Below are 25,035 nucleotides of genomic sequence, written 5' to 3'. Positions count from 1 at the left end.
CGGTGACCGCCCCGACGGGTGGAGTACACCAACGCTTCTGACACTGTTCTGTCATGGCACAGCAAGCGACGCCGGTTCGCACGGCCCGGCTGGGACGGGCGCTCGGTCCGGAACCGACGGCGGTGAGCGGGGTGGTGCTGCTGCTCCCCGGCGGCGAGGAGAGCTCCAGCCGCAGACCGTCCCCCATGATGGCGAACGCGTCCGTCCGCGCCCTCGGCCGCCGGCTGGCGCGCGCGGGCCGGGAGGACGGCCTGGCCACCCATGTCGTCCACTACCGCTACCGCGGCTGGAACGGCGCGGAGGCACATCTCGCCCGGGACGCCGACTGGGCGACGGAAGAGGTCGTACGGCGCTACGGCGATGTCGCCGTGTGCCTGGCCGGTGTCGACATGGGCGCCCGGGCCGCGCTGCACGCGGGCGGCCACGAGGCCGTCAACTCCGTTCTGGCCATCGCCCCTTGGCTGCCCGAGGAGGACGTGGCGGCGCCCCCCGAACCGGTGAAGCAGCTCGCGGGCCGACGGGTGCTGATGGTGCACGGCACGAACGACGCGCGCACGGACCCGGAGCTGTCGTTCCGGCTCGCGGCACGGGCGAAGAAGGCGAACCGGGACGTCTGCCGGTTCGAAGTCCACTCGGACGGCCATGCGTTGCGCCAGCACCGGGACGAAGTCCACGCGCTGGCGGAGGACTTCGTCATGGGCTCACTGTTCGGCCGCGCGTTCTCCCGTCCCGTCGAGGACGCCCTGGCCGCCCCGCCGCCGCTGGGGCTGCGGATGCCGCTGGCGGCGGGCTTCGGGCGGTCGCTACGGCGGTAGCCGACGGCATCGCCCGGCGGTGGCCGGCACCCTCGCGCGGTTCACAGCACGCTTACGTCCCTCCCATGACCCAGGCGCACACGCACGTCAACTGGGCGTTCAGCTCGACCTGACGCTGTACGTGGTCGTGACCTCCACGATCGTGATGTCGCTGGAGGCCGTCGGCAACGTCCTCGTCCTCGCCCTGCTCATCACGCCCGCCGCCGCTGCTCGCGTCGGTGATCGGCTGCGCGGGGAGCCTGGCCGGGCTGTATGTGTCGTACGCGTACGACCTGGCGGCCGGCGGCTCCGTCGTCGTCGTCCTGACCGGGGTGTTCGTGGTGACGTGGTGCCTGGCGCCCAGGCACGGGCTGCTCGAGCGTACTGCCAAGAAGACGGTGGCCGGTCCGGTCGGACCGGTCAGTCCGGGAGGAGGCGGCCGCGCTGTGCGAGCAGGAACTTCTTGAAGGCCGCCACCGGGGGCGTGTCCGGGTGGCCGTCGAGCCAGGCGACACCGATCTCGCGCACCGCGCGCGGGGCGGTGACCGTCAGCTCGACGACACCGGGGCGGGCCACGGCGGGCGGCGGGAGGAGGGCGACCCCGAGACCGGCGGCGACCAGGCCCCGTAGCGTCTCGGCCTCCTCCCCCTCGAAGGCGATCCGCGGCTTGAACCCGGCCTCCTGGCACAGGTCGTCGGTGATGCGGCGCATGCCGTAGTTGGGTTCCAGGGTCACGAAGGTCTCGTCGGCGGCCTCGGCGAGGCGCACGCGCTTGCGGGCGGCGAGGCGGTGGTCGGCGGGGACGACCAGGCGCAGCTTCTGCTCGTCGAGGCGGCGGCCGACCAGGTCCGGGGCGTCCGGGACCGGGGAGGTCAGACACAGGTCCAGCTCCCCCGCGCGCAGCCGCTCGATCATCGCCTCGCCGTAGTTCTGGACGAGGCTGAAGCGGACCCGGGGGTGGTCGGCGCGGAAGGCGCGGATCAGGCCGGGGACCGTCTCCGAGCCCATGGTGTGCAGAAAACCGAAGGCGACCTTGCCGGTTGCCGGGTCGGCGTCGGCGCGGACCTCCTCGGCGGCGCGGTCGATCTCGGCGAGGGCGCGTTCGACGTGGCCGAGGAAGGCGCGGCCGGCCGGGGTGAGGGAGACGGTGCGGCCGATGCGGGCGAACAGGTCGACGCCCAGGTCCTGTTCGAGGCGGACCATCGCGCGGGAGAGCGTGGACTGCGGGACGTTCATCTCCTGGGCGGCCCGGGTGACGTGCTCGGTGCGGGCGACGCCGGCGAAGTACGCCAGGCGCGGGGCCAGCACCATCGACATCTCCGACATGTCTTGTGTGTCACTGGACGGTGACAGCCGAGGCTGTGAGCTGTGTTGATGCACCATGGGAACGATTATGGCGAGTCCGTGCATTGGACGCATGAACCGAGGTGTACGTAACTTCGAGGCATGCCTGCCAGTACCGAGGCGTCCATGACCGTGGGCGCCGTATCCGCTGTTCCTGTCGTCGACTCCCGTATGGCCCCGGGCGGCCCCGGCTACCGCCGGATGAGCCTCGCCCTCTTCCTCGCCGGGGTGGCGACCTTCGCCCTTCTGTACTCCACGCAGGCCCTTCTGCCGCTGATCTCCGGCGACTTCGGGGTGGCGGCGAGCGACGCGAGCTGGACGGTGGCGGCGGCGACGGGCGGACTGGCCCTGTTCGTCCTCCCGATGAGCGCGGTGTCGGAGCGGTACGGGCGGCGCACGGTCATGACGGGCTCGCTGGCGGTCGCGGTGGTCGTCGGTCTCCTGGTCCCGCTGGCTCCCTCGCTGCCGGTGCTGGTGGCGCTGCGTGCCTTGCAGGGCGCGGCGCTGGCCGGTCTTCCGGCTTCCGCGACGGCCTATCTGGCGGAGGAGGTCCGGCCGAAGGCGCTGGTCACGGCGATCGGACTGTTCGTCGCGGGCAACAGTGTCGGCGGGATGAGCGGCCGGGTCATCACCGGCTGGGTGGCGCAGGAGTGGGGCTGGCGGGTGGCCCTGGGCGTGATCGGGGCGATCGCGGTCGGGTGCGCGGTGGCGTTCCGGCTGCTGCTGCCGGCGCCGAAGCACTTCGTCGCCGGGTCGCTGAAGCCGCGGGTGCTGGCGCGGACGGTGCGTGCGCACCTGTCCGACCCGCTGATGTGCCGGCTGTACGCGATCGGCGCACTGTTCATGACGGTGTTCGGCGGTGTGTACACGGTGATCGGGTACCGGCTGACGGAGGCGCCGTTCGGTCTGCCGCAGGGTGTCGTCGGCTCGATCTTCCTGGTGTACCTGGTGGGTACGGTGTCGGCGTCCACGGCCGGGCGGCTGGTGGGGCGGCTCGGGCGGCGGGGTGCGCTGTACGCGGCGGGCGCGACGACGGCGGCGGGTCTGGTGCTGTCGCTGGCGGACTCGCTGGTGCTGGTTCTGCTGGGTCTGGTGCTGATCACCGGTGGCTTCTTCGCGGGTCACGCGTGTGCTTCCTCGGCGGTCAGCAAGACGGCGACCGAGGGGCGTGCGCAGGCCTCGGCGCTGTACCAGTCGGCGTACTACATCGGCTCCAGTGTGGGCAGTACGGTCGGTGCGCTCGCGTTCCACGCGGGTGGCTGGGCCGGGACGGTCGGGGTCGGTCTGCTGGCGGTGCTCGGCGTCGTCACGATCACCGTCCTGGGCACGCGCGCGGCTAGGGCCCAGCAGCGGCTCCTGGTGGCCTGAGCGGCACGTCCCCTTTGTTCTTCCCCCTGGTCGAGGTCGGTCGGCCAGGGGGACCGCTTTTTCTCGCCCCCGCCGCCCCTACCCGTCCCATCCCTGGGGGCTGCGCCCCCAGACCCCCGCTTCGGCCCCGAAAGGGCCTCGTCCTCAAACGCCGGACGGGCTGAGTTGCACGGACCGGCGCCAGTAGATCCAGTCCCTCCGGCGTTTGAGGAGCGGGGGTCCAGGGGGCGGAGCCCCCTGGGGATGGGAACGGGTAAGGGCGGCGGGGGCGAAAGACGGCTGGCCTGCGTGTTTCCGCACTCGGCACGCCATTGTCAGACCCCTGCGATAGCTTCGAACGTGGTGGGCGCAAAGGCGCGACACAGAACGGCCACAGGGGTGGGTGGACGATGACGGACAGCACGATGACAGCGGACCTCGACGTCAGGCTGGAGAAGCACCGGGTCGAGCTGACCGGGTACTGCTACCGCATGCTCGGCTCGTCCTTCGAGGCGGAGGACGCGGTGCAGGACACGATGGTCCGCGCCTGGCGCAACTACGAGAAGTTCGAGGGCCGTTCCAGCCTCCGCTCCTGGCTCTACCGCATCGCGACCAACGTCTGCCTGGACATGCTGACGGCCGGCAACAAACGCGCCAGGCCCATGGACCTCACCGACTCCACGCCGCTCGCCCAGGCCGCCCTCTCCCCCCGCCCGGACCACACCTGGCTGGAGCCGATGCCGGACGCCCGCATCCTGCCCACCGTCGAGGACCCGGCGGAGGCGGCCGTGGCCAAGGAGTCCGTGCGGCTCGCCTTCATGGCCGCCCTGCAGCAACTCCCGCCCAAGCAGCGCGCGGTGCTGATCCTGCGCGAGGTGCTGGCCTGGAAGGCGAGCGAGGTCGCCGAGCTGCTCGACACCACGGTCGCCTCGGTCAACAGCGCCCTCCAGCGGGCCCGCGCGACCCTCGCCGAGCGGGAGGGGCACGGCGCGGACGCGAAGGTGTCCGACCCGCTGGACGAGGAGCAGCAGAAGCTCCTGGACCGCTACATGGCGGCGTTCGAGGGGTACGACATGACGGCGCTGACGGCCCTGCTGCACGAGGACGCCATCATGACGATGCCGCCGTTCGACCTGTGGCTGACGGGCCACGACGACATCACGGGCTTCATGACGACCCTGGGCTCGGCCTGCGAGGGCTCCCGCCTGGTGCCGGTGCAGGTCAACGGTCTGCCGGGGTTCGCGCAGTACAAGCCGGACCCGGAGGCGGGCGGCTACACCCCGTGGGCGGTGCAGGTCCTGGAGATCTCAGAGGGCCGGCTCACCGGGTTCCACTTCTTCCTCGACACCAAGAGGTGGTTCCCGCTGTTCGGGCTCCCCCTCCATCTCGACGCTCTCGAAGCGGAGTCCGACCAGGTCGAGGAGGGCGTGTAGGGCCGGGTCGGGGTCTCTGAGCCGGATCCGTCCGCCGGCCCGGCGGGCGGCGAGCTGGAGCCGCGCCAGCAGATCGACGGTCCCGAGCCCCGGCGGTCCGAGCCCGGCCACATCACAGACGACGACCCCGGCCCCGGTCGTGTCCAGCAGTGCCCGCACGTCGTCGCACAGCCCCGCCACCTCGTCCCGGGTGACGGGGCCGGCCAGTACGAGCACGGCGGGTGTCATGGCGTCCACGATCTGTAGACCGGGCGGGCGGGCAGAACTCATCGTCGCTGCGAGGGTCGTGCGGGAGTCCACCGACCGGGATCACATTGACCTGGGCATCCTCTTCCCCAGAGGGTTGGCTGTATGCCCCACGGATCAGCACCGCCCTGGATATCCCACGCCCTCCTCACCGACGAGGAGGTTCCGTGCAGGGGGTGCTGACCGGCTTCGCCGTCATCGCCGTCGTCATCGCGGTCGGGTATCTGATCGGACGCCGCGGCTACCTCGGTGACAACGGCCGCGAGGTCCTGACCAAGCTCGCCTTCCACGTCGCCTCCCCGGCCCTGCTCTTCACCACACTCGCGCGGGCCGACCTGTCGATGGTCTTCTCCAGCCGCCTGGTCGTGACCGCGCTGAGCACGGCGGCGGTGGCGGGCGTCTTCGTGGCGGCGGGTGTCGTACGCGGCTGGGGCGTGGGCCGTACGACGATCGGCGCGCTCTGCTCCAGCTACGTCAACTCCGGCAACCTCGGCATCCCGATCGCCGTGTACGTCCTGGGCGACGCCTCGCTGGTGGCCCCGGTGCTGCTGTTCCAGCTGCTCCTGCTGACCCCGATCGCGCTGACCGTCCTGGACCTGTCGGCCCGGGACGGCAAGGACCCCCTGTGGCTACGGCTGCTGACTCCGCTGCGCAACCCGATCGCGGTGGGGTCACTGGCGGGGGTCGCGGTCTCGGCGACCGGCCTGCGCATCCCGTCGGCGGTCATGGACCCGGTGACGCTGATCGGCAACATGTCCGTCCCGGCGGTGCTGTTGGCGTTCGGCATCTCCCTGTGCGGCAGCACCATGCCGGGCCGGGGCCCGGACCGCCACCTGGTCCTGCTCTCGGTCGCGCTGAAGTCGGTGGGCCAGCCGGCGGCCGCCTGGGCGCTGGCGGTGGGGGTGTTCGGGCTGCGCGGCCACCAACTCCTGGACGTGGTGGTGACGTCGGCGCTGCCCGCGGCGCAGAACCTCTATACGTATGCGTCGAGTTACCGGGTGGGCGAGCGCCTCGCGCGGGACGCGATCCTGGTGTCGACCGTGCTGTCGGTGCCGGTCCTGGTGGTGGTCGCGGCGCTGCTGGGCTGACCGCGGGCACCGAGAAGGGGCCGGCGCCCGAAGGCACCGGCCCCTTTTTTGTCACCTCACATCAGGCGATGCGCTCCAGCACCACCGGGGACGCCGTGAAGTCCGTGCCCGCGGCGGCGACGTCGTAGGAACCCTCGATCGCCTCCAGCGCGTACGCGAAGCGCTCCGGGGTGTCCGTGTGGAGGGTCAGCAGGGGCTGGCCCTCGGTGACCGTGTCGCCGGGCTTGGCGTGCATCTCGACGCCCGCGCCCGCCTGGACCGGGTCCTCCTTGCGGGCGCGGCCCGCGCCGAGGCGCCAGGCGGCGATGCCGATGTCGTAGGCGTCGAGGCGGGTCAGGACGCCGGAGGCGGTGGCCTTGACCACGTGCTGCTCCTTGGCGACCGGCAGCTCCGCGTCCGGGTCGCCGCCCTGGGCCGCGATCATGCGGCGCCAGACGTCCATGGCCGAGCCGTCGGCCAGCGCCTTCGCCGGGTCGGCGTCCTTCACGCCCGCCGCGGCGAGCATTTCGCGGGCCAGGGCGATGGTCAGTTCCACGACGTCCGAGGGGCCGCCGCCCGCCAGGACCTCGACCGACTCGCGGACCTCGAGGGCGTTGCCCGCCGTCAGGCCCAGCGGCGTCGACATGTCCGTCAGCAGCGCCACCGTCTTCACACCGTGGTCCGTGCCCAGGCCGACCATCGTGGAGGCCAGTTCGCGGGCGTCCTCGATGGTCTTCATGAAGGCGCCGGTGCCGACCTTCACGTCCAGGACCAGGGAGCCCGTGCCCTCCGCGATCTTCTTCGACATGATCGACGAGGCGATGAGGGGGATCGCCTCCACGGTGCCGGTGACATCGCGCAGGGCGTACAGCTTCTTGTCGGCCGGGGCGAGACCGTCGCCGGCCGCGCAGATCACCGCGCCCGTGGTGTCGAGGACGTGCAGCATCTCCTCGTTCGACAGCAGCGCGCGCCAGCCCGGGATCGACTCCAGCTTGTCCAGCGTGCCGCCGGTGTGGCCGAGGCCGCGGCCGGACAGCTGCGGTACGGCGGCGCCGCACGCCGCGACCAGCGGGGCGAGGGGCAGCGTGATCTTGTCGCCGACACCGCCGGTGGAGTGCTTGTCTGCGGTCGGGAGGGACAGCGCCGAGAAGTCCATGCGCTCGCCGCTCGCGATCATCGCGGCGGTCCAGCGGGAGATCTCGCCGCGGTTCATGCCGTTGAGGAGGATGGCCATGTTCAGCGCGGCCATCTGGTAGTCGGCGACCTCTCCGCGGGTGTACGCGTCGATGACCCAGTCGATCTGCTCGTCGCTGAGCTCACCGCGGTCCCGCTTGGTGCGGATGACGGAGATGGCGTCCATGGCCATGAAGCATTCCTTCCGGACAATCAGAAAGTGCGCGGCCCCTGCGAGCTGTCTGAAGGAGCAACTCGAAGGGGCCGCACGGGAGTTACTTGGTGAGATGGCCCGGTCCGAAGGCCTGCGGCAGCATCTCGGACAGCGGCAGGATCCCCGCCGGGGTCTCCAGGAGGAGATCCGGGCCGCCGAACTCGTACAGCAGCTGACGGCAGCGCCCGCAGGGAACGAGGACCTCGCCCCGGCCGTCGACGCACGTGAAGTGCGTCAGCCGGCCGCCGCCGGTGCGCTGCAGCTCCGAGACCAGCCCGCACTCGGCGCACAGGCCGAGTCCGTAGGAGGCGTTCTCGACATTGCAGCCGGAGACCGTACGGCCGTCGTCGACGAGGGCCGAGACACCGACCGGGTAGCCCGAGTAGGGGGCGTACGCGTGGGTCATCGCCTCGCGCGCCACCTCCCGCAGGGCGTCCCAGTCGAAGTCGGCGGTGGTCACTTCCCCTGCCCCTTCCGGTAGGGCAGTCCGTCCGCCTTCGGCATCCTCAGGCGCTGTGCGGACAGCGAGAGCACCAGCAGGGTGATGACGTAGGGGCTGGCCGTCACGACCTGGTTCGGGACCTCGTTCGTGCTGGTGTACCAGATGAACATCAGGGCCGAGATCGCGGCGGTGACGGCGGCGGGGACGTACTTCTTCTTCCAGATGAGGTACGCGACGCCGAACACCAGCAGGATCGCCAGGAGCAGGATCAGCGCGTGGACGTTGGTCGTGCCGCCGCGCAGCTTGAGGCTGTCGGTGTAGCCGAACAGGCCCGCGCCGAGGGCGAGTCCGCCCGGCATCCAGTTGCCGAAGATCATCGCGGCGAGACCGATGTAACCGCGCCCGGCCGTCTGGCCGTCGAGGTAGACGTTGGACGACACGATCGACAGGAAGGCACCGCCGAGGCCGGCGAAGCCGCCGGAGATGATCACGGCGATGTACTTGTACTTGTAGACGTTGACGCCGAGCGACTCGGCGGCGATCGGGTTCTCGCCGCAGGACCGCAGCCGCAGACCGAAGGACGTGCGCCACAGCACGTACCAGGTGGCGGGTACGAGGGCGACCGCCACCACGGTGAGCGGCGACAGGTCGGTGATCAGGCCGCCGACCAGGCCGGCGATGTCGGAGACCAGGAACCAGTGCTTCTGGTTGAGGGTCTCCAGCCAGCTGGACAGGCCCGGGACGTCGAAGGTGCCCAGCGACTCGATCGGCGGGGACTGCTTGGAGGAGCCCTGCGGGGCCTCCTCGAAGGTGTACTTCGACAGATAGCGGGTGGTGCCCAGGGCCAGGATGTTCAGGGCCACACCGGAGACGATGTGGTTGACGTTGAAGGTCACCGTGGCGATGGCGTGCAGCACGGCGCCGAGCGCGCCGCCGATGATGCCGACGAGCACGCCGGTCCAGGGGCCCCACTGGTAGCCGGCCCAGGCGCCGAACCAGGTGCCGAGGATCATCATGCCCTCGAGGCCGATGTTGACGACGCCCGCGCGCTCGGCCCACAGACCGCCGAGGCCCGCGAGCCCGATCGGCACGGCGGAGCGCAGCGCGGTGGACATCTGGCCGGTCGAGGTGATGCCGTCCGCGCCGGTGATCAGGCGGACGACGGACGTCAGGATGAGGACGCCCGAGATGATCAGGAGGACGACAGGCAGCGAGATGCGGCGGCCGCCCTTTCCGGGCTTCGCCGGCGCCTTGGCGATGGTCGCGGTGCTCATCAGACCGCCACCTCCTTCTTCGTGTTGGCGGCGGCCGCGGCGAGCTCCTCACCGACGCGCTTCTGCTGGCGGCGCAGACCCCAGGTGCGCACGACCTCGTAGGAGATGACGACCGCGAAGACGATCAGGCCCTGCATGATCGTGGCGATCTCCTTCTCGTACGGCTCGGGAGTCGCGTAGTCGAGAGCGGGGGACGCCTTGTCGAGGAAGGCCCACAGCAGGGCGGCGAGCGCGATGCCGCCGGGGTTGTTGCGGCCGAGCAGGGCGATGCCGATGGCGGTGAAGCCGAGGCCGGCCGGGAAGCTGAGGCTGTAGGTGTGGGCGTCGCCGAGCAGCAGCGGCAGGCCCGAGATGCCGGCGACCGCGCCGGAGATCAGCATCGCGGTGAGGACCATGCGCTTGGCGTTGACGCCGGAGGCCGCGGCGGCGGACTCGGACTCACCGGTGGCCCTGAGGTCGAAGCCGAAGCGGGTGCGGTTGAGGACGGCCCAGTAGCCGATGCCCATGGCGACCGCGAGGAAGACCAGGCCGTAGATCTCGCCGACGTCCGAGCCGAGGTTGATGCCGGGCACCCAGCCGGAGTCCTTCATCACGCCGGTGGTGACGTTGTCCCCGACCAGCACACCGAAGTTGTCGGTGAGGGTGAGGTAGCCGATGAGGCTGGTGGCGATCGAGTTCAGCATGATCGTCGAGACGACCTCGCTGACGCCCCGGGTCACCTTCAGCACGCCCGCGATACCGGCCCACATGGCGCCGGTGAGCGCGCCGACCAGGATCAGCAGCGGGATCTGGAGGGCGGACGGCAGCGCCACGTGGGCACCGACCACCGCGGTCATCATGGCGCCGAGGCGGTACTGGCCGTCGACGCCGATGTTGAACAGGTTCATCCGGAAGCCGAGGGCGACCGCGAGGGCGGCGATGTAGTACATCGACGCCTGGTTGATGATCAGAACCTGTACGTCGGAGAAGCCGGCCTGCTCCAGCATGAGCGTGTACGGCTCGATCGGGCTCTTGCCCGAGGCGATCAGCACGACCGAGGTCAGCAGGATCGCCGCGACGAGCGCCAGGGCCGGTCCGGCCACGGCGAGGAGCAGTCGCTCCTTGTCGAACTTCTTCATCGGGCCTCGTCCTCCGGGGCGCTCTCGTCCTCGACGTGCTCAAGGTGTCCGGTGGCGGCACCCGTCATGGCGGAGCCGAGCTCCTCCGGGGTGACGGTGGCCGGGTCGGCGTCGGCGACCAGCCTGCCGTTGTAGATGACGCGCAGGGTGTCCGACAGGCCGATGAGCTCGTCCAGGTCGGCGGAGATCAGCAGCACGGCCAGGCCCTCGCGACGGGCGTCGCGGATGCGGTCCCAGATCTGGGCCTGTGCGCCGACGTCCACTCCGCGGGTGGGGTGGGCGGCGATCAGGAACTTGGGGTTGTGGCTCATCTCGCGGCCGACGATCAGCTTCTGCTGGTTGCCGCCGGAGAGGGAGGCCGCGGTGACGTCGATGCCGGGAGTACGGACGTCGTACTCCTCGACGATGCGGCGGGTGTCGGCCTGGGCGGCCTTCGGGGTCAGCCAGAAGCCCTTGGCGTTGGGCGTCTCGGTGACGTGGCCGAGGATGCGGTTCTCCCAGAGGGGGGCCTCCAGGAGCAGGCCCTGGCGGTGGCGGTCCTCGGGGATGTAGCCGACGCCGGACTCGCGGCGCTTGCGGGTGGCCCAGGAGGTGACGTCCTCGCCCTCGAAGAAGATGGCTCCGGAGTCGGCGTTCTTGGTGCCGATCAGGGCGTCGATGAGCTCGGTCTGGCCGTTGCCCTCGACACCGGCGATGCCCATGACCTCGCCGGCGTGGATGGTGAAGGAGACGTCGTCGAGGACCTTCTTGACCTCGGCGCCGCCGGCCTCGTCCATGAGCAGGGAGGCGGACGACTCGCCGAGCGTCAGCGCGCCCGAGGAGTACACGGTGAGGTTCTTGACCTCGACGACGGCCCGGTCGGTGACGGTCGACTCGGCGGTCTCCGGGGTGGGGAGCTCGCTGCCGACCATCATCTCGGCGAGCTGGCGCGGGGTGGTCTCGGACGGTACGGCGGTGCCGACCGTCGTGCCGCGGCGGATGACGGTGATCTCGTCCGCGACGGAGAGGACCTCGCCCAGCTTGTGGGAGATGAAGATGACCGACAGGCCCTCGGACTTGAGCTCGCGCAGGTTGGCGAAGAGCGCGTCGACCTCCTGCGGCACGAGGACCGCGGTCGGCTCGTCGAGGATCAGGGTGTCGGCGCCGCGGAAGAGGACCTTGAGGATCTCCACGCGCTGACGCTCGGCGACACCGAGGTCCTCGACCAGGGCGTCGGGGCGGACGCCGAGGCCGTAGCGGTCGGAGATCTCCTTGATCTTCTTCCGCGCGGCGCCGCCGATGCCGTACAGCTTCTCGCTGCCCAGCACCACGTTCTCCAGGACCGTGAGGTTGTCGGCGAGCATGAAGTGCTGGTGGACCATGCCGATGCCGCGGGCGATGGCGTCGGCGGGGCTGCCGAAGCTCACCTGGGTGCCGCCGACCGCGATGGTGCCCTCGTCCGGCTTCTGCATGCCGTAGAGGATCTTCATCAGGGTCGACTTGCCGGCGCCGTTCTCACCGACGAGGGCGTGCACGGTGCCTTTGCGGACCGTCAGGTGGATGTCGTGGTTGGCGACGACACCGGGGAAGCGCTTGGTGATCCCCGCCAGCTCTACCGCGATCGTCGACGGTGCGGTGAGCGGAGGGCTGCTGGACGCGTCGATGGCGCACTCTCCTTGGGAAAGGGGCCGCTCTACGCGCGTAGCGCCCCTGCTTTAAATAGTGCCCGGACCTGATCGTTCTTTTCTGACGGACGATCCGTTCCGAGCATTCTGCCGCGCGAACGGGGTGCGCGTCCCTGCCGTCGATCTCCCGTCGTCCGCCCGCAGGGCGGGCCGCGCGGCGTCTGGTGCGTGCGGTCGCAAGGCGCCGGAGCGTCCTCGTGGCGGAGCCACGTGGGCGGTTCGGCAACGCGGCGACCGTGCGTGCCAGGCGTCGCGCGGCAGACGGGAGGTCGACGGCAGGGGCGCGAGGAGCCATCCTCTCCGCACCCCGTTCCGCGGCCGTAACGCTGTCATTACAGCGTTTCTTTGGCCAAGGCCTCTACCCGGAGGGGTCAGGAGGTCTTCACCGTGATGGTGCCGTTCTTGATGCCCTCGGACGCCTTCTTGATCGCGTCCTGGATCTTGGCGTTGTTCGCGAACTCCGGGTTGGAGTTGGAGACGCTCACGCCGCCGTTGGAGAGGCTGCCGCGGACGACGCCGGTCTCCGGCTTGCCGTCGTGGACGGACTTGGCGAGCTCGTAGACCGCACCCTCGACGTTCTTCATGGCGGACGTCAGGATCGAGGACTTGTACGCCTTCAGCGCGTCCTGCTTGTACTGGTCGGAGTCGACGCCGATCGCCCAGATCTTGTTGGCGTTGGCGGCCTTGATGACACCCTGGCCGGACAGGCCCGCGGCGGCGTAGACGACGTCGGCGCCGTCGTCGATCTGGCCCTCGGCGGCGCTCTCACCCTTGTCGGGGCTGGAGAAGCCACCCTCGGCGGCGGTCTCGGTCAGGTACTGCACCTTGACCGTGACGCCCTTCTTGGTGTCCTCGACGCCCTGCTTGTAGCCGGCCGCGAACTTGTGGATCAGCGGGACGTCCACGCCACCGATGAAGCCGACGGTGTTCGACTTGGTGGCCAGGGCGGCCGCGACACCGGCCAGGTAGGAGGCCTGCTCCTCGGAGAAGACGAGGTCGGCGACGTTGTCGGCCTTGGTCTGCTCGTCGTCGACGATGCCGAAGGTGGTCTTCGGGAACTTCTGGGCGGCTTCCTTGACGGCCGGCGCGTAGGCGAAGCCGACGCCGATGACCGGGTTGTAGCCCTGCTTGGCGAGGGTCTCCAGGCGCTGGACCTTGTCCGCCTCCGACTCGCCGTCCTGCGGCTCGACGGCGGTGGACTTGTAGCCGAACTCCTTGTCGGCCTTGTCCAGGCCGGCGGTGGCGGCGTCGTTGAAGGACTGGTCGCCCTTGCCGCCGACGTCGTACGCCAGGGCCAGGCCGAGGTTCTTGCTGTCGCTGCCCGACGACTCGCTGGACGAGCTGCCGCACGCGGACGCGGTGAGGGCGAGGGCTGCGGTTGCAACGCCTGCAATCGTGATACGGGACACCCGGCGCATGGAACGAGACTCCTTTGTGCAAGCGCCCAAACCAGGCGCTGGTTCCGCCGCAGCGTAACGCGCGTAGACCAGACGGAAAACCCCTTCTGTCCGGTCCGTTACCGAGCTGTGGCCACAGTTGGTGGACAGACTACGGACAGCAGTACGCCCCTTGCGGGAGGCAAGGGGCGTACGAGCTGCAACGCTGCCCGGGCGGGCGTACGAAGGGGCCTTTCGGCCCCGTGCCGGGCCTTACGAAGTCTTCACCGTCACCTTGCCGTCGACGATGTCCTGCTTGGCCTTGTCGACGGCCGCGACGACGTCCGTCATGGCCTTGTACTTCGGGTTGGAGTCGGCGAAGCCCACGCCGCCGGACTTCAGGTCGCCGCGGACGACACCGGTGAGCGGCTTGCCCTCGTGGACCGACTTGGCGAGCTCGTAGACCGCGCCGCCGACGTTCTTCAGCGCCGAGCCGAGGATGTAGTCCTTGTAGGCCTTCAGCGCGTCCTGGTTGTACTGGTCGGAGTCGACACCGATCGCCCAGACCTTCTTGGCGGCGGCCTCGGAGATCACGCCCTGACCGGAGAGACCGGCGGCGTGGTAGATGACGTCGGCGCCCTTCTCGATCTGACCGCTGGCAGCCTCCTTGCCCTTGTCAGGGCTGGAGAAGCCGCCTTCCGCGGGCGTCTCGGTCAGGTACTGCGACTCGATCTTGATGCTCGGGTCGACGGACTTGACGCCCTGGACGAAGCCCGCGCCGAACTTGTGGATCAGCGGGATGTCCACGCCGCCGATGAAGCCGACGTGCTTGGCCTTGGAGGTCTTGGCGGCGGCGACGCCCGCGAGGTAGGAGGCCTGCTCCTCGGAGAAGACCATGTCGGCCACGTTGGCGGCCTTGGTCTGCTCGTCGTCGATGATCCCGAAGGTGGTCTTCGGGAACTTCTCGGCGACCTCCTTGACGGCCGGCGCGTAGATGTAGCCGACGCCGATCACCGGGTTGTAGCCGGCCTTGGCGAGCTCGGTCAGACGCTGGACCTTGTCCGCCTCCGACTCGCCGTCGCTCGGCTGGACGTCCCGGCCGCCCATCTTGAATTCCTTGTCGGCCTGCTGGAAGCCGGCGTAGGCGGCGTCGTTGAACGACTGGTCGCCACGGCCGCCGATGTCGTACGCCAGGCCGATGCCCTTGCCCGAGTACGTGCCGGACGAGGACGACTCGGACGCGTCGTCGCTGCCGGACTTCGTGCTGGACTCGCCACAGCCGACGGCCGCGAGCGCGATGACCGAAACGGCCACCACTGCTTGGGAGAACCTGGTCCTCCGAGATATGGAACGCACAGCAAGCACCCCTTCATCCCACGGCCCGTCGAACGGCCCGCTTCCCCAATGCGCCGCCGATGGTGGCCATTTCGGCGCACAGTAACGCGCGTAGACGAGGAGGGGAACGGGGTTCCTCGTGGCCGTTATCGAACCGTGCCGCCATCGGGTTACGTTCGCCGCCCGCCGGTTACGCCCGGGTGACACAAGGGGACGAAGGGGTGCCAAATCGGCCACCCCTTCACAAGATCTTCTACGGACCTCTCAGGAAACCCCATCGAGCAGCGCGGCGGCGGTGAACAGCTCCACGCCCGCCGTGATCGCCGACTCGTCGGCATCGAAGTCGCCCTGGTGGAGGTCCCGTACGGTCCGCTCCCCCGGGGTGCGGACCCCGAGCCGGGCCATGGCTCCCGGCACATGCTCCAGGTACCAGGAGAAGTCCTCGCCGCCCAGGCTCTGCTCGGTGCCCTCGACCGAGGCGGCACCGCGCCGGGCGGTCATGGCGTCCCGCAACAGGTCGGTGACGGCCGGGTCGTTGACCACGGGCGGCACGCCGCGCACGTAGTTGATCTCCGACTTGGCGCGATGCAGGTTGGCGACTTCGTCGATCGCGGCGACCACGACGTCGGGTGCCTGGCGCCAGGCCTCGATGTCCAGGCAGCGCACGGTGCCGGAGAGCTCGGCGTGCTGCGGAATGACGTTGGGCGCGTGCCCGGACTCGATCCGTCCCCAGGTCACGGCGAGCCCGGCACGGGTGTCGATCCGCCGGGCGACGATCGCGGGCACGTCGACGACGACCCGCGCGGCCGCGGTCACCAGGTCCGTCGTCAGATGAGGCCGCGCGGTGTGGCCGCCGGGTCCGCCGAGGGAGATCTCCAGCCGGTCGCAGGCGGAGGTGATGGCCCCGGCCCGCAGTCCGATCCGCCCGGCGTCCACCCGCGGGTCGCAGTGCACGGCGATGATCTGCCCGACGCCTTCCAGCACCCCGCACTCGATGGCATCGGCGGCGCCACCGGGCAGCACTTCCTCGGCGGGCTGGAAGACCAGCCGCACGGGCCGCGGCAGCAGTCCCTGCCGATGCAGATCGGCCAGGACGAGGCCGGCCCCGAGCACGACCGTCGTATGCACGTCATGCCCGCAGGCGTGGGCCCGGTCCGGCACGGTCGAGCGGTACGGGCAGTCACTCTTCGTGTCCGGAATCGGCAGCGCGTCGATGTCGGCCCGCAGCGCGAGCGCGGGACGCCCGCCGCTCCAGTCCCCGATGTCACAGACGAGTCCGGTGCCTACCGCGAGCACACGCGGCCGCAGTCCGGCCTTCTCCAGCCGCGCCTTGATGGCGGCGGTCGTACGGAACTCCTGGTTGCCGAGCTCCGGGTGCATGTGCAAGTCACGCCGGAACGCGACAAGTTCGGCACGCAGCGACTCAGGCAGCGTGCCGGGAAGCGGAGCTTCCGCGGGAAGACCGGCCTCGGACTCTAGGGACATCAATTGCTTCACCCTCTGAAGGGTAGGACGCCGGGCCGACCAACTGCCCCTCGATCAACAAAAGTTCAACCCGTTAGGGGAAGAAAATCCGGCCGCTCGACGCATACGTATCGACTGGGATGGGTAAACTCGGCCGACTTTCCGGCCGAGTGGATCATGTAATCCCCGGAGAGCGGCCCGGTACAGGACATCCGGCCACACCCGTCACTCATCCACTCCTCCCTCCACGGATACCACGCCGGGTGCCGCCCCGTCGGCTCTGTTCACCTGTCGGGACCGTGCCGCCCCGTAAATCCACCCTGCCTCCATGGAGACGCTTGTTCCGGTCCCGGAATCATCACCGCCGCGCGACGTTTCCGCCACGCGACGTGACGGCCGGTCCGCAGGGGAGCACCCTTCCCCTATGGAGGCATGCGGCTGCGGCGAGGACCAGATCCCACGGATGCTGGCGGAATTCGGCGTTCTGGGGGTGGCGGGCCTGGTCCTGGCGATCCTGGTGATCATGACGCTGGCGGGCTGGCTGCTGATCTCGGCGGTGTTGCTGTTCCAGCGGTGGCGGCACCCACCGCTGACGGTCGACGAGCACGCGCCGGGCACCCTGGACGGATTCACCTGGACGACCGAGGACCCCGGCCTCCTTCGAGATCCTGGCCCGGGGCCGGACGAGCCTCGCTAGGGTCGCCCCCGTGAGCGCCGAGCACCCGGACTTCATACCGGACACCCGAACCTCGTACGACACGATCGCCGACGCGTACGCCGAGCGGTTCCCCGCCGCCGGGCTGGCGGGCCTGCATGTGGAGCGCGCCCTCTTCGGCGTCTTCGCCGAGCTGGTGAGAGCGAACGGAGCGACCGCCCCCGTCGCCGACCTCGGCAGTGGCCCCGGGCACATCACCGCGCATCTGAAGGGTCTGGGCCTGCCGGTCTTCGGGGTCGATGTCTCGCCCCGGATGGTGGCGCTGGCCCGCCGGGGGTATCCGGAACTCCGGTTCCACGTGGGTTCGATGACGTCCCTGGATCTGCCGGACGCGACGCTGGGCGGGATCACCGCCCTGTACTCGCTCATCCACGTCCCGGACGAGCACCTGCCCGCGACGCTCGCCGAGTTCCGCCGGGTCCTGGTGCCCGGCGGATACGTGCTCCTCGCCTTCCAGGCCGGGGCGACTGCGGATGCGGACACCGAGCACCTGCACCTCGCCGAGCGCTTCGGACACGAGATCTCGCTCGACTACTACTGGCGTGACCCGGACGCCATGGCCGAGCAGCTCGGCAAGGCGGGCCTGCGCCCGCACACCCGGGTGCTGCGCGAGCCACAGGAGGGCGAGGTGCGCCCGCGCGCCTTCCTTCTGGCGCGCAAGGACGGCTAGGGCCGCCGGATACGCCCCGCCCTCACACCGCCGCGACCACCGACGACAGCCGGTGCACGTCCCGCGCCGTCCCCGTCACCCCCGACAGGAACCCCTGTGCCCGGGGTGAGGCGTTCTCCGTCAGCCAGCTCGGGTCGATGTCGCAGACCGAGACCCGCACGTCGGTGCCGACCAGGGCCAGGGGCAGGGTGTGGACGACCGTCGAGGGGAAGCTCAGGATGGTGCGGCCGATCGGGCCCCGGCGGGCGATCAGTTCCAGGGGGAGGTCCGGGCGGACGATCTCCAGACCGGTCTCGACCGCCAGACGGTGGAGCTTCTCCGTGCTCTCGCGGCGGTGGGCGAAGTAGCGGGTGGTTCCGTGGGCCTTGGCGAGGGTGCGGACCGCCTCCAGGTACCGCTCGCCGTCCACCACTCCCGTCTCCACCAGCGAGGTGCCCACCATGTCGGCGCCCTTGGTGATGCGGGGCGGGCCGAAGCGGGCACGGGTCCAGGCGAAGGTGTTGGCCGAGACCGTCACGCCCGCCGGGGTCTCCTCCATCGGCATCGACGAGAAGATCTGCACCCGCCGGCGCTCGCTGGGCGTCAGCCGCCTGCGGGCCGAGGCCGACACCGGAGCGAAGATCAGGTCCCGGGGGCCCGGCCGACCGCCCTTGCGGTGCCAGCGGACCAGCCGTTCCCCACGGGCGAGTTGGGCCACGAACTCCATCGTGGCCGTGCCGTCGTCGACGACGACCAGCTCGGCCGCGCGCGTGATGGTCAGCAGCAGTTGTACGTAGCGGGAGAACGGGTCGCCGAGGACGACCCGGTCCGCCCTGCGGAGCGTGCCCGCCAGGCCCCCGATGGTCTGGAAGGGGGCCGCGGGGCCGCCCCGGGCCTCCTCCCAGCGGACCGTGTGACCCTCTTCGCGGGCCAGCTCGGCCATCCGGCGGAGCTGGCCGCGGGTCATGGGGTCGGTCGGGGACAGCACGACGAGGGTGAGCCCCGCGCCGGGTGCGTGGGCGTGCGCCCACTCCAGCACGTTCAGGAGCTGTACCGGGCTCTCCACGAACGCGAGAGTGGAGTTGCTGCCGGCTGATCCGGCGCGGCGGCTCATCGACGTACGACCGTCCCCTAAGTGATTCAACTCAGAACTTCAGCCTCGGACCTTCGGCCTCAGACCGAGACCGGCTCGCCCGCGGCGGCGGCGATCTCCGCCTCGGCGACGACGCCCGAGACGCGGCGGAGCTTCTTCATCGGGCCGAGCTCGGAGTCGTAGACCTTCTTGACGCCGTCGCCGAGGGAGGCCTCGATGGTGCGGATGTCGCGGACCAGGCGGGTCAGGCCCTGGGGCTCGACGGAGGCGGCCTGGTCGGAGCCCCACATCGCGCGGTCGAGGGTGATGTGCCGCTCGATGAAGGTGGCGCCGAGGGCGACCGCCGCGAGGGTGGTCTGCAGGCCCGTCTCGTGGCCGGAGTAGCCGATCGGGACGTTCGGGTACTCCTCCTGGAGGGTGTTGATGACGCGCAGGTTGAGCTCCTCGGCCTTCGCCGGGTACGTCGACGTGGCGTGGCAGAGCAGGATGTTGTCCGAGCCGAGGACCTCGACCGCGTGGCGGATCTGCTTCGGGGTGGACATGCCCGAGGAGAGGATGACCGTGCGGCCGGTGGCGCGCAGCTCGCGCAGGAGCTCGTCGTCCGTCAGGGAGGCCGAGGCCACCTTGTGGGCCGGCACGTCGAACTTCTCCAGGAAGGCGACGGCCTCGTTGTCCCACGGGGAGGCGAACCAGGCGATGTTCCTGCTCTTGCAGTACTCGTCGATCTGGCGGTACTCGTCCTCGCCGAACTCCACGCGGTGGCGGTAGTCGATGTAGGTCATCCGGCCCCAGGGGGTGTCGCGCTCGATGTCCCACTGGTCGCGCGGGGTGCAGATCTCGGGGGTGCGCTTCTGGAACTTCACGGCGTCGCAGCCGGCTTCGGCGGCCACGTCGATGAGCTTGAAGGCGTTCTCCAGGTCACCGTTGTGGTTGATGCCGATCTCGCCGCAGATGTAGACGGGCTGGCCGGGACCGGCGAGACGCTCGGAACCGAAGGAACGCAGACGGGAGTTGGTGCTCATGGCAGGCGATTTCCTTAACTGGTGAGGGAGTCGAGAGAGGGGCCGAGGATCCAGCTGGCGATCTCTCGGATCGCGCCGTCGCCACCGGGGACGGTGGTGACCGCACGGGCGGCGCCGCGTACCACGTCGTGGGCGCTCGCGACCGCCACGGGCCAGCCCACGAGGGCGAAGCACGGGAGGTCGTTGACGTCGTTGCCGACGTAGAGCACGCGCTCGGGCGCGATGCCCTGCTCCTCGCACCACTGCTTGAGTGCGAGGTCCTTCCGGTCGATGCCGTGCAGGACCGGGAGCCTGAGCTTCCGGGCCCGGGCGGCGACGACCGGGTTCTGCTCCGTGGAGAGGATCAGCATGTTCAGGCCGCTGTCGCGCAGGGCGGCGATGCCGAGGCCGTCTCCGCGGTGCACGGAGACGAACTCCTTTCCATCGGCGTCGATCAGCACCCGGTCATCGGTCTGGGTGCCGTCGAAGTCCAGGACGACCGCGTCGACGTCGTCGGCGGTCGGCAGCGAACCGGGGCGGTCCGCGTCGAACAGGGGGGCGAGCGCCCGCGCCCTGGCGAGGTCGTGCGGGTCGTCGATCTCCAGCACGCGGGCCGGGTCCGTGCGGACGAGCTCGGTGTGGCCGAAGAAGCGGTGCTGGTGCTTGCGGAAGCCGGCCGCCTCCATCGCGTAGGCGGCGCCGGTCTCCAGGAGGTCCTGGGGGCGGTCCTGGCGGCGGGGGCGGTAGGACTTGTCGTGGTTGACGCCGTAACCGCCGGTCGTCTCACCGGAGTCGGCCGCGTCGTCGGCGTCACGCCAGACGAAGCCGTGGAACGGGGCGACGGTCACCGCGGTGTCGGCGCCGTTGTCGACGACCGCGCCGGCCACCCCGTCGATGTCCTCGCGCAGGATGAACGGGCTGGTGCACTGCACGAGCAGGACGACGTCGACGACCGCCCCGTGCAGCGCCTCGTGCGCGTCCATGGCGTGCAGGACCGCGGCCTCCGAGGTCGCCAGGTCACCGGCGATGGCGGCGGGCCGCAGCACGACCTCCGCGCCGGCCTGACGGGCCGCGGCCGCGATGGCCTGGTCATCGGTGGAGACGACCACGTCCGTCACCAGCCGGGACGCGCGGCACTCACGCACGGCCCGGGACACCAGCGGCACGCCACCGACGGAGGCGAGGTTCTTCGCGGGCACCCCCTTGGAGCCACCGCGCGCGGGAATCACGGCGAGCACGCGACGCACGGAAACGCCGGCGTCGGCCAGTGAGTCAGACATGGGTTGCACTCCTTGCGCAGAGTTCACGGAGGTAGGGAGGGGGGCCGGCGAAGCCGCCCCCAGGGGCGCGGGGAACTGCGCGACCAGCCCAAACGGCGCAGCAGCCGCGATACGACCCGAGGAGGCACTCTGGAAGGCGCTCACAGCTCCCCCATCCGCCGAATGACAGGCGCCACCCGCTGCACCCCGTGCCGGTACGCCCCCCGAGCGGCCCGCCGCACGATCTGCCGAACCGGTCCGGGCTCCCTGTCATGCGCGGGCGCACCCGGCAGCGGACTGCCGTCGGGACCGAGGTGATGGCGGGCGAGGATGCCGGGCAGGTATCCGGGAGCAGTGGCGGGTGTGTAGTAGGGCGTCAGCGGCGCCAACCCCCCGGGACGGGCCAGCAGCTTGGCGATCCGCTCCCGCGCCGCGTCGAAGGCGGTCTCGTACGAGCCGTCCGCCACGACGCCCTGCCGGGCCACCCACTCCGCGTCGGCCACCGGCCGGTACCCCGCGTCCAGTTGGTCCCAGGAGGCGAGGCAGCCGGAGCCGACGAAGTGGTGGTTGCCGAGGACCTCGCGGACGCCGAGGTCGGTCAGGACGACCGTCGGGATCCGGCGGTGCAGGGACTCGAGCGCGGCCGTGGAGCTGATGGTGACCAGCAGGTCGGTGCGGTCGAGGACCTCGCCCATGTTCCCGTACACCAGGCGGAAGTTGGCCGGCGGATCGAGCCGCTGGACCAGCTTCTGGTAGGGCTGCTCCTCGATGTGCGTGGTGTGTTCGCCCGGCTTGGAGCGCAGCTTCAGCAGCACCTCGCGCTCGGGGTGCAGCCGGGCGTGCCGGATCAGCCGGTTCAGCAGGTACGTGCGGTCCTTGCGGCTGTCCGGGACCGAGGGCTGCACGGCGAACACCACGGTGTACGGGTCGTGCTCGCCCTCGTAGGCGGCCCCGCCGAGGAACGGCAGCGCCACCTCCGTGACCGACGAGGCGTCGGCGCCCACTCCTTCGTACACGGCCCGGAAGCGGTCCGCGTCCTGGCGGGAGTTGGCGAGGACCAGGTCGGCGCCGTGGCGCAGCAGGAGGCCGTCGGCGAGCTTCTCGTAGACGACACCGACGTAGCCGGTGACGACGACGGGACGCTTCTCGCGGCCCTCCCACACCCGCTTGAGGCCGTGCAGCACGGCCTGGACGCCGCCGCCGACGAGGGCGACGACGACCACGTCGTACTCCTCCTCGGCCATGGCGCGCAGGAACTCGACGGCCGTGACCTCCCGCAGCGAGTCGGCGTGCACGCCGACCTCCGCCAGCTGGCGCGGGGTGGGGGTGGCGCGTCCGCGCAGCAGGAATCCGCTCAGGGCGAGGGGCTCTTGCGCGTCCTCGCGCGGGGCGATGCGATGGGAGGTGAGGGCACCCCATTTCCAGCGGGTGTCCGAGTCCGCTAGGACCGCGATTCGCGTCGGCTTCGTTGTACTTGCTGGCACGTCCAAGACGCTAGAAAGCAATTCCCAGGAATGGCCCAACCGCGAATCAACGAAAAGTTAACAACAGCCCACCGAGAGCCGAACTGGCCCGCCGAAGACCGGGAAGTACAGGGGATGCACCGTTCCGACACATTCAGTTCACCCCCCGTACGATCACCGTCCAGTTCCCCTGCCGGGCGGCCTTCTACCGTTTCTCGGGTGCCAAAGCTTTCCGTGATCGTGCCGTTCTACAACGTGCAGCAATACGCCCCGGACACCCTCAGAACTCTTCGGATGAACGCCCGGAGCGACTTCGAGTTCATCCTGGTCGACGACAAATCCAGGGATGAGACACCGGCCATTCTCGAACGGGCCGCCGAGTCGCTTTCGGATGTCGCGCAGGTGAGATATATCCGCCATGAGGAGAACGGAGGTCTCGCCACCGCCCGCAACACCGGACTGGACGCGGCGACGGGCGAGTACCTCACCTTCCTCGACGGCGACGACTGGCTCGCGCCGGGCTATCTCGCCGAGCTGGTGGCGGCCATCGAGGACCTGGGCTGCGACTTCATCCGCACCGACCATGTCCAGGCGACCGCCCGCGCCCGGTCCGTCCACCGGGCGCCGGTCGGGCTGCGCGGGGAGGTGCTGAACCCGCGCGAGGCGATCCTGCCCGCCGACCGGACGACGTCCGTCGACTACGCGTACGCGTGGGCCGGCGCCTACCACCGCCGCCTCCTGGACAAGGGCCTGCTGCACTTCACCGACGGGCTGCGCACGGCCGAGGACCGGCCGTGGATCTGGAAGCTGCACCGCGAGGCGGAGTCGTTCGCCGTGGTGAGCCTGCTCGGTGTGTTCTACCGGCGTGGGGTCGCCTCCTCGCTCACCCAGATCGGCGACGCCCGCCAGCTGGACTTCATCCGCGCCTTCGACCAGGTCATCGAGGAGACGGCGACGGACCGGGACGCCGCCCGGCTGCTCCCGAAGGCGGTCCGCACCTACTGCGCGATCATCGCCCACCACCTCTCCGACGAGGCCAAGTGGGAGCCGGGTGTGGCCCGGCAGCTCCAGGCGATGAGCGCGGCGGCCATAAGGCGGATGCCGCAGGACGCCCTCGGCGACGTACTCGACACGATGGACCTGCGCCGCTCGTCCAGGCTGCGGCGGCTGCGGCGCCGGGTCACCACAGCGAAGGCGGCTGCCTGATGTCCCCCCACCCCCGTCGTACGACCCAGATCTTCTGCGCCTCCACGCTGTACGGGGCCGCCACCCTGGCCGCCGCGCTCGACTCCGACCTCTTCGAGGAGGCGGAGCGGCGGGTGCTGCTGGTGTTCAACAACTCGGCGAACCCGGAGACCACTTGGGCGGTCGACGCCATGCCGGGCTTCGAGCCGCTGCGCGACCACTTCGACGACGTGCTGTCCTGGAACGAGGCCATCCGCCCCTTCCACCCCGGCTCCTGGACACCGCGCGCCGACGACATCCCGCTCTTCGAGCGCTATCTGCGGCTGCTCTGGGGCCTCGGTGACGACCGCGTCGAGCTGGTCCTGGAGTCCATCCAGGTCACCCCCGCGCTCACCGTGGCACAGCTGTTCACCGGCGCCCCCGTGCATGTCTACGCGGACGGCCTGATGAGCTACGGCCCCACCCGCAACAAGCTCGACCCGCTGGTCGGCACGCGCGTGCGCCGGCTGCTCCACCTGGACCTGGTGCCGGGCCTCACGCCGATGCTGCTGACCGAGTTCGACGTGCCCGGGCAGGTCGTGCCGACGGGCGCGTTCCTGAAGGTGCTGAGCGAACTCGGCGAGGCAGTACCGGAGTTGCCCGCGCTGCCGGAGAACTCGGCGCTGCTCCTCGGCCAGTATCTGTCCGCGCTGAACATCCTCTCCGTCAAGGAGGAGGAGGACCTGCACGTACGGATGCTGCGCGGGGCGGTCGAGCGCGGGCATCGCAGCGTCGTCTTCAAGCCGCACCCCACCGCGCCGGCCCGCTACAGCCGCGTCCTGGAGACCGAGGCCGGGAAGCTGGGCGTCGACCTGACCGTCCTGGACACCCCCGTCCTCGCCGAGGTGCTGTTCGAGAGGGCCCGGCCGGGGCTGGTCGTGGGCTGCTTCTCGACGGCGCTGTTCACGGCGTCCGTCTTCTACGGCCTCCCCGTCGCCCGCATCGGCACCGAGCCGCTCCTGGACCGGCTCACGCCGTACCAGAACAGCAACCGGGTCCCGGCGGTGCTGGCCGACGCCGTGCTGGCGGACCTGGAGTCCCGCAAGGGCGAGGACGCGGTGCCCGACGAGGATCTGAACGCCCTGGTCACCGCGGTCGGCTTCACCATGCAGCCGCAGATGCACCCGCGGCTGCGTCCGGCCGCCGAGCGCTACCTCTCGCAGCACTTCGGCCCGCGTACCCAGCGCTACTTCAAGCGCAAGCGGCTGACCTCGCTGGGCCTGCCCGGGGGCATCCCGGAGCGGCTGTCGTTCCTGCCGCGCAACGCCACCGCACGCCGGGTGGTCCGGCGGGCCAAGGCGTTGCGGAAGGCCGTGAAGCGCTGAGCGAATGAGGGGTGA

At 70.4% G+C, this 25,035-nt stretch carries 21 protein-coding genes and 2 pseudogenes; 9 read left to right on the top strand and 14 right to left on the bottom strand.

Features of this window, described 5'->3' with window-relative positions; genetic code table 11:
* The first annotated feature begins 53 nt into the window (after nt 1–53).
* Together OG381_RS29070 and OG381_RS29065 are read left to right on the top strand one after the other, a co-directional pair.
* Nucleotides 54–815, top strand: coding sequence for an alpha/beta hydrolase (locus OG381_RS29070; RefSeq protein WP_327719026.1), 762 nt, complete (start codon nt 54–56; stop codon nt 813–815).
* A 145-nt stretch (nt 816–960) separates the two neighbouring features.
* Nucleotides 961–1,261: pseudogene (locus OG381_RS29065) on the top strand (metal ABC transporter permease).
* On the opposite strand, the gene OG381_RS29060 reads toward OG381_RS29065, so the two are convergent.
* The gene (locus OG381_RS29060; protein WP_307026703.1) at nt 1,215–2,177 is read right to left on the bottom strand and encodes a LysR family transcriptional regulator; all 963 of its coding nucleotides are present in this window, start codon (nt 2,175–2,177) and stop codon (nt 1,215–1,217) included. The pseudogene OG381_RS29065 and the gene OG381_RS29060 sit on opposite strands and share 47 nt — an antisense overlap.
* 63 nt (nt 2,178–2,240) lie before the next feature.
* Between OG381_RS29060 and OG381_RS29055 the strand changes: the two genes are divergently transcribed.
* A complete protein-coding gene (locus tag OG381_RS29055) occupies nt 2,241–3,506 on the top strand; it encodes an MFS transporter (RefSeq protein WP_327719025.1) in 1,266 nt (421 codons plus the stop codon).
* A gap of 389 nt (nt 3,507–3,895) precedes the next feature.
* Nucleotides 3,896–4,918: a sigma-70 family RNA polymerase sigma factor gene (locus OG381_RS29050; protein WP_327719024.1), complete on the top strand. Its 1,023-nt coding sequence runs from the start codon at nt 3,896–3,898 to the stop codon at nt 4,916–4,918.
* 30 nt (nt 4,919–4,948) lie between these two features.
* Here OG381_RS29050 and OG381_RS29045 read toward each other — a convergent pair.
* Nucleotides 4,949–5,146 (bottom strand): annotated as a pseudogene (locus OG381_RS29045) (STAS domain-containing protein); the annotation flags it as partial.
* A gap of 185 nt (nt 5,147–5,331) precedes the next feature.
* Here OG381_RS29045 and OG381_RS29040 point away from each other — a divergent pair.
* Nucleotides 5,332–6,252 (top strand): AEC family transporter, encoded by a 921-nt coding sequence (locus OG381_RS29040; protein ID WP_327719023.1) that lies wholly within the window; start codon nt 5,332–5,334, stop codon nt 6,250–6,252.
* Nucleotides 6,253–6,313: 61 nt separating this feature from the next.
* On the opposite strand, the gene OG381_RS29035 is transcribed toward OG381_RS29040, so the two are convergent.
* From OG381_RS29035 to OG381_RS29000, 8 genes are all read right to left on the bottom strand, one after another.
* The gene (locus OG381_RS29035; protein ID WP_327719022.1) at nt 6,314–7,597 is read right to left on the bottom strand and encodes a thymidine phosphorylase; all 1,284 of its coding nucleotides are present in this window, start codon (nt 7,595–7,597) and stop codon (nt 6,314–6,316) included.
* A gap of 82 nt (nt 7,598–7,679) precedes the next feature.
* Entirely contained in the window at nt 7,680–8,078 is a 399-nt protein-coding gene (locus OG381_RS29030) for a cytidine deaminase (protein ID WP_327719021.1), read from the bottom strand.
* A complete protein-coding gene (locus tag OG381_RS29025; protein WP_327719020.1) occupies nt 8,075–9,334 on the bottom strand; it encodes an ABC transporter permease in 1,260 nt (419 codons plus the stop codon). Before OG381_RS29025 ends, OG381_RS29030 begins: the two co-directional genes overlap by 4 nt.
* Nucleotides 9,334–10,452, bottom strand: a complete 1,119-nt coding sequence (locus OG381_RS29020) for an ABC transporter permease (protein WP_327719019.1) — start codon at nt 10,450–10,452, stop codon at nt 9,334–9,336. The genes OG381_RS29025 and OG381_RS29020 overlap by 1 nt, the downstream gene beginning before the upstream one ends.
* Nucleotides 10,449–12,095, bottom strand: a complete 1,647-nt coding sequence (locus OG381_RS29015) for an ABC transporter ATP-binding protein (RefSeq protein ID WP_443062051.1) — start codon at nt 12,093–12,095, stop codon at nt 10,449–10,451. Before OG381_RS29015 ends, OG381_RS29020 begins: the two co-directional genes overlap by 4 nt.
* 392 nt (nt 12,096–12,487) lie before the next feature.
* Nucleotides 12,488–13,534, bottom strand: a complete 1,047-nt coding sequence (locus tag OG381_RS29010; protein WP_327719018.1) for a BMP family lipoprotein — start codon at nt 13,532–13,534, stop codon at nt 12,488–12,490.
* 231 nt (nt 13,535–13,765) lie between these two features.
* Complete coding sequence (locus tag OG381_RS29005; protein WP_327719017.1) at nt 13,766–14,806, bottom strand: BMP family lipoprotein; 1,041 nt, start codon at nt 14,804–14,806, stop codon at nt 13,766–13,768.
* Nucleotides 14,807–15,091: 285 nt separating this feature from the next.
* A complete protein-coding gene (locus tag OG381_RS29000; RefSeq protein ID WP_327719016.1) occupies nt 15,092–16,312 on the bottom strand; it encodes an amidohydrolase in 1,221 nt (406 codons plus the stop codon).
* Between the two features lie 403 nt (nt 16,313–16,715).
* Between OG381_RS29000 and OG381_RS28995 the strand changes: the two genes are divergently transcribed.
* Together OG381_RS28995 and OG381_RS28990 are read left to right on the top strand one after the other, a co-directional pair.
* Nucleotides 16,716–16,988: a hypothetical protein gene (locus OG381_RS28995; protein ID WP_327719015.1), complete on the top strand. Its 273-nt coding sequence runs from the start codon at nt 16,716–16,718 to the stop codon at nt 16,986–16,988.
* 10 nt (nt 16,989–16,998) lie between these two features.
* Nucleotides 16,999–17,676, top strand: coding sequence for a class I SAM-dependent methyltransferase (locus OG381_RS28990; RefSeq protein ID WP_327719014.1), 678 nt, complete (start codon nt 16,999–17,001; stop codon nt 17,674–17,676).
* Nucleotides 17,677–17,698: 22 nt separating this feature from the next.
* On the opposite strand, the gene OG381_RS28985 is transcribed toward OG381_RS28990, so the two are convergent.
* The 4 genes from OG381_RS28985 to OG381_RS28970 all read right to left on the bottom strand — a co-directional run bounded on the left by OG381_RS28985 (nt 17,699) and on the right by OG381_RS28970 (nt 22,492).
* Nucleotides 17,699–18,769 carry a hypothetical protein gene (locus OG381_RS28985; RefSeq protein WP_327719013.1) on the bottom strand — a complete coding sequence of 357 codons (1,071 nt, stop codon included), beginning with the start codon at nt 18,767–18,769 and terminating at the stop codon, nt 17,699–17,701.
* A gap of 59 nt (nt 18,770–18,828) precedes the next feature.
* The gene (locus tag OG381_RS28980; protein WP_307026730.1) at nt 18,829–19,770 is read right to left on the bottom strand and encodes an N-acetylneuraminate synthase family protein; all 942 of its coding nucleotides are present in this window, start codon (nt 19,768–19,770) and stop codon (nt 18,829–18,831) included.
* Between the two features lie 14 nt (nt 19,771–19,784).
* Nucleotides 19,785–21,029 (bottom strand): acylneuraminate cytidylyltransferase, encoded by a 1,245-nt coding sequence (locus OG381_RS28975; protein ID WP_327719012.1) that lies wholly within the window; start codon nt 21,027–21,029, stop codon nt 19,785–19,787.
* Between the two features lie 140 nt (nt 21,030–21,169).
* Nucleotides 21,170–22,492, bottom strand: coding sequence for a DUF6716 putative glycosyltransferase (locus OG381_RS28970; RefSeq protein ID WP_327719011.1), 1,323 nt, complete (start codon nt 22,490–22,492; stop codon nt 21,170–21,172).
* Between the two features lie 198 nt (nt 22,493–22,690).
* On the opposite strand from OG381_RS28970, the gene OG381_RS28965 reads away from it, so the two are divergent.
* Together OG381_RS28965 and OG381_RS28960 are read left to right on the top strand one after the other, a co-directional pair.
* Nucleotides 22,691–23,677 carry a glycosyltransferase family 2 protein gene (locus OG381_RS28965; RefSeq protein ID WP_327719010.1) on the top strand — a complete coding sequence of 329 codons (987 nt, stop codon included), beginning with the start codon at nt 22,691–22,693 and terminating at the stop codon, nt 23,675–23,677.
* On the top strand, nt 23,677–25,020 hold the full coding sequence (locus OG381_RS28960) for an alpha-2,8-polysialyltransferase family protein (protein ID WP_327719009.1): 1,344 nt from the start codon (nt 23,677–23,679) through the stop codon (nt 25,018–25,020). Before OG381_RS28965 ends, OG381_RS28960 begins: the two co-directional genes overlap by 1 nt.
* Nucleotides 25,021–25,035: the final 15 nt, after the last annotated feature.

This window comes from Streptomyces sp. NBC_00490 (assembly GCF_036013645.1).
Lineage (GTDB): Bacteria > Actinomycetota > Actinomycetes > Streptomycetales > Streptomycetaceae > Streptomyces > Streptomyces canus_F.
This window is presented reverse-complemented; position numbering and strand designations above follow the sequence as displayed.